Here is a 1,193-nt window from a genome sequence, read left to right as displayed (position 1 = left end):
TGCCAGTAGTGATCAGCGTCAACGAATGCGACCCCCTGCGGGATGAGGGCATCGCATTTTACCGTCTGCTGCTGCGGGCCGGTGTGCGCGCCCGCTGTCGCACGGTGATGGGCACGGTCCACGGCATTGAAGTATTTCCCTCCATCTGCCCCGATATCAGCCGCGACACGGCGGTGAGCATTGCGGACTTTTGTCGGCGGGGGTGAAGATCTGGGAGATGTTGGATGTGAGATGCTGGCCCGTCAATCATTTCCCATAGCACCCACGCTCTCCCATCTCCCATCTCCCGTTGCGGCTTCTCTCGTGTTCCATGTTCCTCAACAGAGGATTAAACTCGAAGCTCTCAGTGTGCAGCGCGAGGGCTTGCCATGAATCGCATAGAGGATTTTGTCACGTCGGTGGAGCAGCTGCGGGAGATCATCCCCGAGCCAGATTCTCTTATCACCAACAAGGCCATCGATCACCTCGATGACCTGTGCCAGCGCTTTATCGCAGCCTCACCCTTCTTGCTGGTCGCATCGCGCAACAGCACCGGTGGCCTCGATATTTCACCTCGGGGCGATCCCGCCGGTTTTGTCCGCATCCTCGATAACAAAACCCTCGTCATCCCCGATCGGCCCGGCAATAAACGGGTGGATACCTTTGGCAATGTGTTGGGCGATCCCCATGTTTCACTGATTTTTTTGATTCCCGGCGTCGGCGGTAGCTTGCGGGTTATGGGTACGGCACGCATTGCCAAAGATCCGTGGCTGCTTGAAACACTCAGGCAAAATAACAAGGTTCCGCGACTCGCCCTAGTGATCAGTGTCGAAAAAGCCATGGGACATTGTGCCCGCTGCATGGCCCGTTCCGGGTTGTGGCAACCGGAGCTGTGGCCGGATATAACCACAGTACCGACAGTGGCGGAAATCACCCTGGCCCATGCCAGATCTAAGTCTCTAACCTTGCCTGCTTTGTCTTTGGACGATATGCAGGCCAGCGTTGACCGTGCGCTAAACAAACTTTATTGAACGGCACTCATCAACTCAGATTTTTTTCACAAATTCAGACTTGAGCTTCATGGCGCCGATACCGTCAATCTTGCAGTCGATATCGTGGTCGCCATCCACCAGGCGGATATTCTTTACCTTGGTGCCCACCTTCACCACCAGTGACGAGCCCTTGACCTTGAGATCCTTGATCACGGTGACACT

At 55.7% G+C, this 1,193-nt stretch carries 3 protein-coding genes; 2 read left to right on the top strand and 1 reads right to left on the bottom strand.

Annotated features, from left to right (window positions below):
- On the top strand, positions 1 to 206 hold a 206-nt coding region (locus tag Q7U95_RS05585), incomplete at its 5' end, for an alpha/beta hydrolase fold domain-containing protein (RefSeq protein ID WP_308752611.1).
- 162 nt (positions 207 to 368) lie between these two features.
- A complete protein-coding gene (locus tag Q7U95_RS05580; protein WP_308752609.1) occupies positions 369 to 1,010 on the top strand; it encodes an MSMEG_1061 family FMN-dependent PPOX-type flavoprotein in 642 nt (213 codons plus the stop codon).
- 15 nt (positions 1,011 to 1,025) lie between these two features.
- On the opposite strand, the gene Q7U95_RS05575 is transcribed toward Q7U95_RS05580, so the two are convergent.
- On the bottom strand, positions 1,026 to 1,193 hold a 168-nt coding region (locus Q7U95_RS05575), incomplete at its 5' end, for a zinc ribbon domain-containing protein YjdM (protein ID WP_308752613.1).

This window comes from Candidatus Oleimmundimicrobium sp. (assembly GCF_030651595.1).
In the GTDB taxonomy this organism is placed as follows: Bacteria; Actinomycetota; Aquicultoria; order UBA3085; family Oleimmundimicrobiaceae; genus JAUSCH01.
This window is presented reverse-complemented; position numbering and strand designations above follow the sequence as displayed.